10 protein-coding genes are annotated in these 13,188 nt (G+C 36.7%); 4 read left to right on the forward strand and 6 right to left on the reverse strand.

The window, feature by feature from the left end; all coding sequences use genetic code 11:
- Nucleotides 1-2 precede the first annotated feature (2 nt).
- The 3 genes from GJU43_RS01955 to GJU43_RS01965 all read right to left on the reverse strand — a co-directional run bounded on the left by GJU43_RS01955 (nt 3) and on the right by GJU43_RS01965 (nt 1,827).
- A complete protein-coding gene (locus GJU43_RS01955; protein WP_154339169.1) occupies nt 3-344 on the reverse strand; it encodes a hypothetical protein in 342 nt (113 codons plus the stop codon).
- Nucleotides 344-811 (reverse strand): type II toxin-antitoxin system antitoxin SocA domain-containing protein, encoded by a 468-nt coding sequence (locus GJU43_RS01960; RefSeq protein ID WP_154339170.1) that lies wholly within the window; start codon nt 809-811, stop codon nt 344-346. Before GJU43_RS01960 ends, GJU43_RS01955 begins: the two co-directional genes overlap by 1 nt.
- 164 nt (nt 812-975) lie before the next feature.
- Nucleotides 976-1,827 (reverse strand): AraC family transcriptional regulator, encoded by an 852-nt coding sequence (locus GJU43_RS01965; protein ID WP_154339171.1) that lies wholly within the window; start codon nt 1,825-1,827, stop codon nt 976-978.
- A 110-nt stretch (nt 1,828-1,937) separates the two neighbouring features.
- On the opposite strand from GJU43_RS01965, the gene GJU43_RS01970 reads away from it, so the two are divergent.
- Nucleotides 1,938-2,108, forward strand: a complete 171-nt coding sequence (locus GJU43_RS01970) for a hypothetical protein (RefSeq protein WP_154339172.1) — start codon at nt 1,938-1,940, stop codon at nt 2,106-2,108.
- Between the two features lie 96 nt (nt 2,109-2,204).
- On the opposite strand, the gene GJU43_RS01975 is transcribed toward GJU43_RS01970, so the two are convergent.
- Entirely contained in the window at nt 2,205-3,566 is a 1,362-nt protein-coding gene (locus GJU43_RS01975) for a GH1 family beta-glucosidase (RefSeq protein WP_154339173.1), read from the reverse strand.
- 391 nt (nt 3,567-3,957) lie between these two features.
- Between GJU43_RS01975 and GJU43_RS01980 the strand changes: the two genes are divergently transcribed.
- On the forward strand, nt 3,958-4,380 hold the full coding sequence (locus GJU43_RS01980) for a lipocalin family protein (protein WP_154339174.1): 423 nt from the start codon (nt 3,958-3,960) through the stop codon (nt 4,378-4,380).
- Between the two features lie 87 nt (nt 4,381-4,467).
- Here the strand turns inward: GJU43_RS01980 and GJU43_RS01985 are convergent, their stop codons facing one another.
- Together GJU43_RS01985 and GJU43_RS01990 are read right to left on the reverse strand one after the other, a co-directional pair.
- Entirely contained in the window at nt 4,468-8,064 is a 3,597-nt protein-coding gene (locus GJU43_RS01985) for a PAS domain-containing protein (RefSeq protein ID WP_154339175.1), read from the reverse strand.
- Between the two features lie 11 nt (nt 8,065-8,075).
- Complete coding sequence (locus tag GJU43_RS01990) at nt 8,076-8,522, reverse strand: response regulator (RefSeq protein ID WP_154339176.1); 447 nt, start codon at nt 8,520-8,522, stop codon at nt 8,076-8,078.
- Between the two features lie 453 nt (nt 8,523-8,975).
- Here GJU43_RS01990 and GJU43_RS01995 point away from each other — a divergent pair, with 453 nt between their 5' ends.
- Together GJU43_RS01995 and nagB are read left to right on the forward strand one after the other, a co-directional pair.
- Nucleotides 8,976-11,078 carry an alpha-L-fucosidase gene (locus tag GJU43_RS01995; RefSeq protein ID WP_154339177.1) on the forward strand — a complete coding sequence of 701 codons (2,103 nt, stop codon included), beginning with the start codon at nt 8,976-8,978 and terminating at the stop codon, nt 11,076-11,078.
- A 146-nt stretch (nt 11,079-11,224) separates the two neighbouring features.
- Nucleotides 11,225-13,138 carry a glucosamine-6-phosphate deaminase gene (nagB, locus tag GJU43_RS02000; RefSeq protein ID WP_154339178.1) on the forward strand — a complete coding sequence of 638 codons (1,914 nt, stop codon included), beginning with the start codon at nt 11,225-11,227 and terminating at the stop codon, nt 13,136-13,138.
- Nucleotides 13,139-13,188 lie beyond the last annotated feature (50 nt).

Genomic DNA, 13,188 nt, shown 5'->3' on the forward strand with positions numbered 1-13,188 from the left:
GTTTAGGTAGATTTCTCCGAATTAAAAAGATATTTGGTCACCAGAGTAAAGAAAACCAATACGTTCAGGGTGGTAGAACCAATTAACGTTATGATGATTTCATCAGATAGATTTAGTTTACCAAGACCTTTCCACATCAGGATAAAAAAGATACAGATACACCAGATGCAGGTAAAAGAAAAAATGTATTCTGCATAGCGTTTTCTTTCCACCATGTTCTGATTGGAATTTTGAATATCGGAGCGGTGTTTTTCATAAGAAATAAACTCTGCAATAGATACCGAACTCGCAGGCGCATTAGCGACATCGCTTATAAGACCACCTAAATTAAAACCTCCTGCCATTATTCGCTGATAGGTTTATTTACAAATTTCTTGAAATATTGAATCATGAGGTCGTTGGATATTTCTTTTTCGTTGTTTCTTTTTGCTTCTGTCCACGGAGATTCAGGAAGGTGTGTCCAGTTTGATAATTGTATCGCATTAAGATTTTTGGCTACTTCCAAAGTAAATTCTATAACATCGTCGGCAGCTTTATCAAGTTCTTTGTTCTGATTGAGAGAATAAGTCAATGGAATTTTTTTTATAGCTGAGTTCCCATATTCTTTAAATTCGAGATAAACATTTTTAATAACCGGACCATAAGGCCAGACTTCGATAGGCTCCTGAATTAAAGGAACGCCGTTTTTGGCAAGATATAAACCATTGGCAATAAACAAAAGTTTTTGCAGAGACATATTAGAAATCTCAATGTCCTGTTCTTTTGCCCGTTTTAGAATTTCTCCGGATAAAAATAATGCTGACTGTGCCACTTCTAAAAATTTATTTTAACAAATATAGTTTATATAATCTACACTGTTTTAATTAGTGTAATTTTTCTCACAAATATAATTGGTTTTCGTCGCAAATCAAAATTTCTAATAAATTCAGCTTTCTAATCTATAGTAGTTCCTGGCTGCTATTGGTTTATATTCATTTAAAAATTACCAAAGCCAAAAAACATCTTTCGGAATTCTGTTGGATTTACGCCCCTGTGTTTTTTGAACATATTATTAAAATGGCTTTTATCGGTAAACCCAAATTCAGCAGAAATTTCATTAATACGCATGTTGGTATTCAATAAGCGGTTTTCAATTAATTTAAGCTTATAATTGGTTTGATATTCCTGTAAGGTCTCATTGGTGTGCTTGCGGAAAAAACGGGCCAGATACGTCTCGGAAATCCCGAATTTATTACTGATATGGAATCCTTTCAGCTTTTCCGGATCATAAATATTGGCCTGTACGTATTGCAGGATGCGAACCACTTTCTCATCACTATGGTCGTTGATTTTCTCCGGAAGGCTCATCATGATATTTCGTGCAATGATGACGAGCAGCGTTTTGATGTAATGCGAAAGCAATTCGGTATGATACAATCCTCTTTTGCCATGTTCCCTGATAATGGCTTCCATAATGGGCTGAACGATAATCATATCGTCCTCGTTTTTTATGACACAGCCCGGTTCATGCGAAGCATTTTTAAGGATTATTTCAATTCGCTGCAACAATTCCTGCTGATAGGCCCCGCTTAAATAGTAGTTATTAAAACGGATAAAGAATAATTGTGTAGGCTCTTCAAAATCAAAACGGTGCATGTCGTCGGGAGTCAGTAAAAACAAATCACCTGTTTTGTAAGGAAGTGTATTGTTGTTAAGGTGCTGTATTCCGCTGCCTTGTACAATATATGCCAGTTCAAAAAAACTGTGCATGTGTCCGCCTCTTGGGCATTCTTCCGTTAAATCTTTCAGAACCAGCTCATACGGTTCATGTAATACATCGTTTATCATAACAAAAAAATACACTTTTAGAACATGATTTTACAACAATTTACAGTCAAATATTGCAGAATTTTGCAATAGAAATTTTTAATACTAACAATAATACAAAATATAAAAACATGAAAGTAGTTATCCTTGAAGAATTTAAATCCGATTTTTGGATTAAAGAAATTGACAAAGGCATAACGGGAAACGGAGAAGTTTTCGTCCGGATAAAGCCAGTGGAATTAACAGGATGGATGGGAACTTTTAAGATTTTCCGCTTGAAAATAGTAGAGAAGTGTATTTGAGCCTTGAAATGATTCTGTATAAAACAGGGCAATTGCGATGATTTAATTTCTAATAGAAAAGAGGAAAAGAGTTTAAACTCTTTTCCTCTTTGGTTTTTATATGCTTTGCCCTAAAAAATCACGAAACCATAGTCCGGATTGTTTGATGGTTCTTTTCTGGGTTTCAAAATCAATATGAATTAGCCCGAATCTGGCATTATATCCTTCGGCCCATTCAAAATTATCTGTTAAGCTCCAGACAAAATAACCATCAACATTATAGCCGTCTTTTTTGGCTTTCAGCAATTGTTCCAAATGATCGCGAATGTATTGCGTGCGACGGATATCATATACTTTTCCGTTTTTGACTTCGTCAGGAAAAGCGGCACCGTTTTCGGTAATGATAATTTTCTTTATGTTTTTGTAGGCATTAAATCTTTTGATCGTATGATAAAGGGCAGGAGGGTAGACTTCCCAGCCCATCTCAGTAGAGATTACATTTCTTTTCTCCGCGCTTACCAATTCGGCTCCGATATAGGGAGTCAGCAAGGAGGCTTTTACGATTTCCCTGGTGTAACATTGCAAGCCAATAAAATCGAAATCAAAAGCCATATTATTCAGATCATCTTCCAGAATATAACTGTTGAGTTTTTTAAGGACCGACAAATCATTCTTTGGATATCCAAGTCCTAAGATAGGTTCTATAAAAGTCCTGTTGAGTAACGTATCGACACGTTTTGCGGCTTCAATATCTTTCCTTTTTTCTGTTTCGGGTTCGATATGGGTACAGGAAAATGTAGTGCCGATATTTGCGCCTGAAACCTTTTCGCGTAAAATTTTCGCACCTGCAGCTGTAGATAAGGTGACATGGTGCATGGCTTTGAGATAATTGGTCAGGCCTTTTTTACCCGGCGCATGAATTCCAAGAAAATAGCCTGCTCCCGTAAACACAGAGGGTTCGTTGATTACCATCCAGTTTTTTACCCGGTCACCAAAGTGCTCTGCACAAACTTCTGTGTAGGCTGAAAACCACGAAACCGACTCACGATTGGTCCAGCCTCCTTTTTCTTCTAAGGCATGCGGTAAATCCCAATGATAGAGTGTAACCCAGGGTTCGATATTGCATTCTAATAAAAAATCAATGATTTTGTTGTAGTAATCGATTCCGGATTGGTTTACAGGATGAATTCCGGTGGGCATAATTCGGGGCCAGCTTATGGAAAATCTAAAGTTGGGAATGTTTAATTCACGAATTAATGCAATATCATTCTTGTAGTAATTATAGAAATCACAGGCTGACAGGGCATGATCACCATTTTTTATTTTACCTTTTTTCGAGGTAAAGACATCCCAGATAGAAGGTCCTTTGCCATCGGCATCGTGTGCTCCTTCAATTTGAAAAGCCGCAGTAGAAACTCCCCACAGGAAATCCTCTCCAAATTGTTCTTTATTTAAAAGTGCGTTTTCTGTTTTATTCATTTAAGTACTGCTTTCCTTTTATGATTTGAAGTCTATTAATGAAGGAAAGAAGATTGCATGGCTTTTAAGAAAAGCCATTCTTTAAATGAAACTAAAAAATTTAAGCTGAAGAATCTCATGATAATTTGTTTTGATCAAATTAATAAAACAGATGTGAATTAACAGTAACGTAAAGTTTACTAAATAGTTAACTGTTTTTTTTGTTTAAGAATAACGAAAATGAGTTGAAAAATTGCATTTGAATAAAATCTAATGATAATGCAAAGTTTTAGCTTAAAATTATCTTAAAACATAAATTATGTAATAAAATCAAAAAATTGTAGAACATTCTTCAAGTTGTTTCCTGTTAATTTTGCCTTTATAACAAACAAATAATTAAACAAATTAGATCATGAAAAATTTAAAAAAAATAGTATTAGTAGTAGCTTTAGGCTTAGGTGTTTTCGCAACATCTTGCAGTAACGATGATAATGAAGGAGAAACGATTGTGCCTCTACAAGGGAAATACAATCTTAGTAAACAGGGTATTGTTGCTCCGGACGGAAGCGAACAATTGGTTGATGCTCCTGAAAATCAAAGCGGATGTCCGGGAGATTACTTAGAATTAAAATTAAGTAATTCAGCAGTTGTAGGTGATTATGAAGGTTCTGCTTGTGCCTTAACAGAAACTACAGGGACTTATGTAAGATCTCATAATGATTTGACTCTTGTTATCGGTGGTGTAACTACAACTTCAGATATCATGAATCTTACTAATAAAGAACTGAAAATAAAAGACAAAGCTACAGGTGTAATTACAGTTTATACCAGATAGTAAAAACTTTGAGCTCAAACCCTGATCTTTATGGATTGGGATTAATACGGAAACGACTTGTGAAGTTGTTTCCGTATTTTTTTATTTTTAAGTTACAGGGATATAGATATCAAAAGAAGCACCTTCATTTGGTTTTCCTTTGGCGGTAATAAATCCGTTATGGTTTTCTGCAATTTTTTTTACGATGGCCAGACCGATTCCGGTTCCGTTGTATAGTTCCCTCCCGTGCAAACGCTGAAATACTTCAAATATCTTTGTGTTGTACTGCTCGTCAAAACCAATACCATTATCTGTAATGTTGATATGGCAGTATTCTTTGTTGTTACTAAGTGCTTCGTTATTAAAGTTTTCGCCTATGTCTATTTTGCATTTTATTTTTATGGCCGGTGGAATTTCCGGCTTTGAAAATTTAAGAGAGTTGCTGACGAGATTATAGATCAATTGCCTGAACTGAAATGGAATAACACCTAATTCACAGCCTTCAATAATTTCAATAGTGGCGTTTTTTTGTTCCAGTTCTTCTTTCAAATCTTCTTTGACTTCATTGATGATTTCAGAAAGGTCCGTTTTCTCAAAGACTCTCTCTAAAGTGCTGGTTCTTGAATAGGAAAGCAAATCATTAATTAAGGTCTGCATTCTCTGGGCCGCATTTTGCATTCTCTGGAATTTGTCTTTCCCGATTTCAGATAGATTTTGAGATTCCCTTTCTATGATTTGTGTTGCAAAAGTCTGGATTTTCCTTAAAGGTTCCTGCAAATCATGGCTGGAGATATAAGCAAAAGACTGAAGTTCCTTATTCATTTTCTCGAGATCAATATTGTTCTTTTCCAGCTCTTTGGTTCGCTCTGCTACCTGTTTTTCCAACTCATGGGTAAAAGCTTTTTCGGTCTGAATATCTGTGAAAGCGCCTACCCATTTTATAATTTTATTGTCTTTATCCAAAACAGGCTCACTAATTGCAGTATGCCAGCGGTAGCCGCCGCTTTTACTTTTTATACGAACATCACAACGGTAAAGTTCTCCTGTTAACAGACTATGACTCCATATTCTGGCATTTTCTTCAAAATCATCCGGATGAATGATCGATTTCCATTCTTCTTCTCCTTTTGGATGAATTCCGGTAAACTCCACCCATTTTCCTGAAGCAAACAAAGCATTTCCTTTTTCGTCTGTTTCCCAGATCAGCTGAGGAATACTTTCGGTCAGTGAACGGAAACGTTTTTCACTTTCTTCTATTTTCTTTCTGGCTTCAACTTTTTCCGTTACATCAATTAAAGTCATTTTTATTCCTGAAAGTGTATCGTCTGTTTCGTTTAAGGGAGCGTATTCAAAATCGATATAAAATTTTTGTTTCCCGTTTTCACCGTCAATGAATATGGGGGATTCGGATTCGGAATGTACTTTCCCGGTTTTATATACTTCATTTAAAAGCCTTCCGTATTTTTGTTGTTTAAGTTCAGGGAATACATCAAATATTCTTTTGCCCTGAATGTCGCTTTCTTTTCTTTTCCAAATGTTTTTCAACAGTGCGACATTGGCCATTTCGATTATTAAATCGCTGCCTTTAAGTATTGCTTTTGGTACAGGAGACTGCATAACCAGATTACGGAATCTTTTTTCGCTTTCCTCAATTTTCTGCTGATATTGTTTTTCATCTGTAATATCCCTTACTGTACCTAAGAGCTTTTCGGGCTGGTTTTCTGAATCAAAAAACACTTTTCCTTTTGCTTCTATCCAATGAATAGAATCATCTGCCCAGATTAAACGGGCTTCATATTGAATGTATCCTGAAACAAATGCTTCTTTAAAAGCCTTTTCCCTAATTCGAAGATCATCAGGATGAAGGTGTTTTACCAGTTCAGCGTGACTTAAATTTAAATTATTTCCGTTTCCTGTTATAATTTCAATATATCTTTTAGAGTATTGGAAGTCTTTGGTTTTTACATTCAGCTCCCAGGTACCAAGTTCACTGGCATCTACGATAATGTTTAGTCTTTCTTCGTTAAGCTCTGTTTTTTTTCGGGCTTCTACTTTTTCGGTTACGTCTGTTACAGTCACTATTATACCCGAAATTTCGCCATTTTCTTCTTTTAAAGGATGATAAAGAAAATCAAAATAGAAGATTTCTTCTGGTTTTCCATATCGGTTTATAGGAACAGGAGCTTCATTTCCATGATAAGGAGTCCCTGTTTTTAAAACGCCTTCTAATAGTGAATTTACAGTTGCTCTAACTTCCGGTAAGGAATCGAATAAGGGCCTGCCAACAAAATCAGCTTCTTCTCTGCCTACCAGTTTGAGATAGGCTTCATTTGCCATTTCGACCATATAATTTCGACCGCGTAAGATCGTTATTCCAACAGGGGCCTGTTTTACGGTATTACGGAAACGTTTGTCGCTTTCTTCTATTTTTTTCTTGGCAAGATTCAGATCGGTCAGATCAACTCCGGTGTTCATTACACCATAAATTACACCATTTATATCATATAATGGTGTTAAGCTATAATTGAAATAATGGGTCTGTAATTTGCCTTCTATAGTCAGGTCAAGGGGTGTATTTGTGGTATGAAAAGATTTTCCGGTCTCCAAAACATTTTTTATCTGCTCAAATACAAGCTGATTATCAAGTTCAGGCAGAACATCTTTAAATGATTTTCCAATAACATTATTTCCCTTGCCCCATAAATTAATGATCGATTCATTAGCAAGTTCAATACGCATTTCTTTTCCAACATAAACTGCAATCGGAAAGGGAGCATTCTCGACCAACTGTCTTATTTTCTGTTCGCTTTCTACTACTTTAGAGCGCGCAAGTACCTGTGCCGTAACTTCAATCGCAATTGCTACAATGCCCGAAATAGTTCCGTCCGGTTCTGTCAGCGCTTCATAAACAAAATTGATATAGGTATCTTCTGTTTTTCCTTTTCGAGGCAGCTGCACAAGTTGTTCGTTGGCAGTAAATTTCTCTCCGGTACGATAGACATTGTCAAGTAAATCTTCGAGATATTGATTTTTTGTCTCCGGCAATGCTTCAAAAATAGGTTTGTTGAGTACGTTTTCACTTTGAACACCCCATAATTCGATCATTTGTTTATTGGCAATTTCAACAACATGATCTTTGCCTCTGAACACACACATGGCAACAGGAGCCTGCATGATATTGTTTATAAATCTTGTGTTGCTTTCTTTTAATGCTTCGGCAGTTTTTTTCTTTTCTGTAGTTTCTATAACAGTAACCAGAATTCCGCCTACTTCTCCGTCTTCTTTTCTAATCGGACTGTATGAAAAATCAAAATAGCATTCTTCTGTGAACCCATTTCTGTTTAAGGGTACCATGAAATCCGGAAAACCAATCGCTTTTCCGTTCCTTACATCAGTAAACATTGGGCCTATAATTTCCCAGATTTCCGAAAATGTAATTTCCGAGCTTATTCCTAAAGCCTGTGGATGTTTGCTGGAACCAAGAATAGGACGAAAGCCATCATTGTACAATTGAGTATAATTTTCACCCCAGGCGATATACATTCCAAAAGGATTATGAAGCATTACCGTTACCATGGTTTGAAGACTGTGTGGCCAGTTTTCAGGATCACCCAAAGAAGTTTTGCTCCAGTCTTTGGCACGAATCTGTTCGCCCATTTCTCCACCACCGGCTAGAAAATAATACTCATTATTGGTATGCGCCATTCAAATAAAATTTACGGTTGAAGGATGAAATGCTCTTTTACAGGTTGTTTGAAATTATTTTCGGTTGTTATGGCAAGTGCATTTCCGATCACTTTTTTTAATTTAGAAAAATCACCAGGTTTCCTGATGTAATACAAAGCTCCTTTTTCGTACACGGTATCAACAATAGTCATGTCAAGTGAAGTCGAAAATATAATAATCGGCAGGTGTTGTAAACTGACGATTTTTTTTATCTCGGTAAGACATTCAAAACCATTTTTTCGGGGCATATTCAAGTCCAGAAAAAGGATGTCAGGAAGATTTTCAACAGACTTATCAGATAAAAAATCCATAAGCTGTACGCCGTCATTCACTGTTACAAGTGATACTGGTAAAAGCAGTTCATCCAATGCCTCTTTAAAGAAAACACAATCATCTTCGTCATCGTCTGCTAATAAAAGATTATAATTTTGTTTCATTTTGTTACTGTGAAATTTAATGTGCTGCGGTTTTGTGTAAAAAAACATTTTTTTTCAGATGCCATCTGAAGGTATTTTACCGAAAACGCTTAAAACGTTTCAGCCTTTTTATGCTGTACAGCCAATCAAAATTAAAACTCCTGTAATGGATTAATTAGCCTTAAATTGGGTCTGGATTTTGTCTGCTAATATAAAACTAATTTTATTACGGTTTTTGGCAAATTTAAGGAATTTAAGGAAGAAAAAAGAGAGAAAAAAGGTATTCTGCTTTTAATCAAATCGATTTTAATAGCTTACAGCCAAAAATAGTTACTTCAAAAGTTTTTCTTCCTGATAGCACCTCTATTTTCCCCGTTACTCTTTTAGAATTGCTGTTGGTCGAAATAGTATACGGCAGCATACAGATTTATTTTAAATTTAAATTTTAATTCGCTTATAAACACCAACATAATTATGAATCTGATTAGAACTTCATTTCTGCTGCTGAGTTTTTTTTTCGTAATACCATCAATTGAATCTCAGGAATTGGTGAAATCCCCCGCACCATTTGGTCCTCTGCCCACACAAAAGCAAATGGACTGGCACGAAATGGAGTTTTATGCTTTTATACATTTTTCGCTAAATACCTTTACCAATAAAGAATGGGGGTACGGCGATGAAGCTCCGGAGTTATTCAATCCGACCCATTTAGATGTGCGCCAATGGGCACGAGTTGTGAAAGAAGCGGGTATGAAAGGAATTATACTGGTTGCCAAGCATCATGACGGGTTTTGCCTGTGGCCGTCGGCATATACCGAACGATCCGTAAAAAATTCTCCGTGGGAAAATGGAAAAGGGGATCTGGTAAAAGAACTCGCTGCAGCCTGTAAGGAGTATGATTTGAAATTAGGCTTATACCTGTCTCCCTGGGACAGAAATCACCCGGAATATGGTAAACCGGAATATATTACGTATTTCAGAAATCAATTGAAAGAACTGCTGACCAATTACGGAGATGTTTTCGAAATGTGGTTTGATGGTGCCAACGGCGGTGACGGTTATTATGGAGGCGCAAATGAAACCCGAAAAATAAATACCTTAGAATATTACAATTGGGATGAAACCTATAAGATGATCTATGAACTAGCGCCCAAAACACTTGTCTGGGGAGTAGGGCCTTCTGAAGCCAGATGGATTGGAAATGAAGAAGGCCGTGCCGGAAAAACAAACTGGAGTCTTTTGCGTCAAAAAGATGAACTGGCCGGAAAAGTACATTATACAGAATTTATGTCCGGACATGAAGACGGAGAAAGATGGGTTCCGGGAGAAGCTGACGTTTCTATAAGACCGGGATGGTTTTACCATGCGGTAGAAGATGATAAAGTTCGTCCGCTGGATGAAATGGTCGATATTTATTATGAATCGATCGGACGAAATGCCAATTTATTATTGAATCTTCCTGTTGACAGAAGAGGTTTGGTTCATGAAAATGATGTCGCAAGACTTAAAGAATTAGTGGCTACTATAAAAGCAGATTTCAAAACAGAACTATTGGCCAAAAGCAAAGTTACCGCTGCTAATGTCAGGGGGAACAAGGCGGAGTTTGCTGCTAAAAATGTTACAGATGGCAATAAAGATACCTTTTGGGCAACAGACGATACTATAAAAACAGCTTCTATTGAATTTACTTTTGATAAACCAACGGCAATAGACCGTATCCTGCTTCAGGAATATATAAAGTTAGGGCAACGTGTGAAAGCCTTTACAGTGGAAGCTAAAGTTGAGGGCCAATGGAAAACAATTGCCCATGAAACGACTATTGGCTACAAAAGAATTTTAAGACTGGAAAGAGTTGTGGCATCGGCCCTCAAAATAAATATTACCGATTCAAAAGCCAGTGTGGTTATTTCGAATATTGAGGGGTATAATGCACCGACATTTGTGCGTGCTCCTGAAATTAAACGGGATAAAAACGGAACGGTTACCATTACTTCTGAACCCGGAAATGCGGTATATTATACTGTTGACGGAAAAAAGCCAACCCTAAAAAGTACGCCGTATAAAGGAACCTTCCAATACAATAAAGCAGTCGTGATAAAAGCAATTGCCATTAATCAGGAAGAAAAAATAAGCAGTGCCGTAACTACAGCCAGATATGGAATTTCTAAAGAAAAATGGAAAGTGCTTTCTGCCTCCAGTGGAGATCTTACTACAATAGACCGTATTATAGACGGAAACCCAAATACAGACTGGGGCTTTGGTAATGCGTCTGACAAACTTCCACAGGAAATTACATTAGATATGGGGGCTATTCTGAAAATAAAAGGGTTCACCTATGTTCCGCAGCAAGTGGGAAATAATCTTAACCTGATCTCCAATTACGAATTTTACACGAGTACAGATGCTGTAAAATGGACCAAACAATCAGAAGGTGAATTTTCGAATATTAAAAATAATCCGATTGAGCAATTTAAAGTTTTTCAGGAGGTTAAGGCGCGATATATCCGTTTTGTCGCAGTTGCCGCGGTGGGGAAAGGACAGACCGTTTCGATAGCCGAAATAAACGTTATTGAGTAGTATTTGTCACGATTAATCAGGCTTCATTTTTTTTAAAGTTTCTAATTATGTCTTTTGCCGAAGGTATTACGTTATTAGTCGAATTTTTAATTTTTTACATTCATAAAGATTTAATTTTAACATATTAATAAATGAATTAGAGACAAATGATTAAAGAAGGTATACATTTTAAAGAAGCTGGAAAGTTTGAGGAAACACGTTTTGAAAAGATTCATAATGTGATTTTCGAATCGTCTCAGGAAGCTTCGGTATTAGTAGCTCAGGAAATAGCAAACATAATTCAGCGGAAAGAAGAATTAAATGAACCTTGCGTTTTAGGACTGGCAACAGGATCTTCTCCAATTAAAGTTTATGAAGAATTAGTACGATTACATAAAGAAGAGGGTTTGAGTTTTTCAAACGTAGTCACCTTCAACCTGGATGAATATTATCCGATGGATAAAAATAACATTCAAAGCTACCATCACTTTATGCATGAGCACCTTTTTAATCATGTGAATATTCTTCCGGGAAATATTAATATTCCCGACGGAAACGTAAGCAATGAGGATTTGCAGCAATATTGTATTGATTATGAAATGAAAATTAAAGCCTATGGCGGATTGGATTTTCAACTTTTAGGAATAGGAAGAACCGGGCATATTGGTTTTAATGAACCCGGATCGCACGTGAATTCCGGAACAAGAAGCATAACCCTGGATCATTTGACGCGTACAGATGCTGCCTCTTCGTTTTTAGGTATTGATAATGTACCCAGAAAAGCCATTACAATGGGAATTGGTACGGTAAAAAATGCCAAAAGGATTGTACTTCTCGGATGGGGAATCAGCAAAGCGGGAATTATAAAGGAAACCATAGAAGGAGAGATTTCTTCACGAGTACCGGCAACGTATTTACAAGAGCACAACAACACAACATTTGTTTTAGATACAGAAGCTTCGTCTGAATTAACCAGAGTAAAAACACCGTGGTTGGTTAAATCGGTGATTTGGACAGAAGAACTAAAACTGAAAGCCGTTGCCTGGTTAAGTGAACTGACTAAAAAACCTTTCCTTAAATTAACAGATAAAGATTATAACGACAACGGTATGTCGAGTCTGTTGACCGAAGAAGGAACTGCCTATGACCTGAACATTAAAATGTTCAACAAAATGCAGCAGACGATTACCGGATGGCCCGGAGGAAAACCAAATGCCGACGATACATACAGACCGGAACGCGCGACTCCGGAACGAAAAAGAATTATCATTTTCAGTCCGCATCCGGATGACGATGTTATTTCGATGGGAGGAACTTTTGACAGATTGGTAGAGCAGGGGCATGATGTGCATATTGCGTATCAGACCTCAGGAAATATTGCAGTTTCGAATGAAGAAGCGCTAAAATTTGCTGAAATTTCAAAAGCATTAAATGCCAATTCTGTGGAATCTGAAAATATCATCAACTTTTTGAAAAGTAAAAAAAGCAATGATATTGACTTATTGGAAGTTAGGAAATTAAAGGGATTAATCAGAAGAAGTGAGTCGTTGGCAGCAACCCGATATTTGGGCTTGCCGGATACCAATGTCAATTTCCTTGACCTGCCTTTCTATGAAACCGGGACAGTAAAGAAAAATAATCTTTCTGAAGCTGATATTAAAATTATGTGTGATATCATCGAAAGAATACAACCGCATCAGATTTATGCAGCAGGAGATTTGGCAGATCCGCACGGAACGCACAAAGTGTGTCTGGATAGTTTGTTTGAAGCCTTAAAAAGACTGAAAACCAAAAGTTATATGGATGATTGCTGGGTATGGCTGTATCGCGGTGCATGGCATGAGTGGGAATCCTACCAAATCGAAATGGCAGTTCCTATGAGTCCTGATCAGGTGCTTAAAAAGCGTCATGCTATTTTTTATCACCAGTCTCAAAAAGATGGCGTGATGTTTCAGGGAGATGACAGTCGTGAATTCTGGGTAAGGGTAGAAGACAGAAACAGATTAACAGCAGAAAAATATCATGCTTTAGGATTAGCAGATTACTCCGCTATTGAAGCATTCAAACGTTATTATTTTTAGTTTTCATTGGTTTAAAATACAATAAATTATTTTTTAAATGGTTTATTTTG

The organism is Flavobacterium sp. LC2016-23, assembly GCF_009674775.1.
Taxonomy (GTDB): Bacteria; Bacteroidota; Bacteroidia; order Flavobacteriales; family Flavobacteriaceae; genus Flavobacterium.